General features: G+C 60.5%; 1 protein-coding gene. It reads right to left on the reverse strand.

What is annotated here, in order from left to right:
* Positions 1 to 294 (reverse strand): alcohol dehydrogenase catalytic domain-containing protein (locus AAIO73_RS20255; protein ID WP_345880597.1); only part of this gene is annotated, 294 nt, incomplete at its 3' end.
* Positions 295 to 344 lie beyond the last annotated feature (50 nt).

A 344-nucleotide genomic window follows, 5' to 3' on the forward strand; every position in this document is an offset into this window, starting at 1 on the left:
TTTTTTGCAGAACCAGCACTCGCCACAGCTGATGGTGAACGGCACGACGACACGGTCGCCGATCTTGAGGTTGGTTACCTCGGACCCGAGCGCCACGACCTCGCCCATGTTCTCGTGGCCGAGGATATCGCCGGCCTCCATGGTAGGCTGGTAGCCATCCAGCAGGTGAAGGTCCGACCCGCAGATCGCGCAGGCGGTTATTTTGATGATCGCGTCGCGCGGGTGCTTGATCTCGGGATCCGCAACGGTGTCGACGCGGACATCGCCTTTACCGTGCCAGCATAGTGCGCGCATGTCGTTTCCTCATCTGAGTGGATGTCCCTGTCGTCAGGGCCATGTCTATC

This window comes from Sphingomonas epibiotica (assembly GCF_039615155.1).
Classification (GTDB): Bacteria; Pseudomonadota; Alphaproteobacteria; order Sphingomonadales; family Sphingomonadaceae; genus Sphingomonas.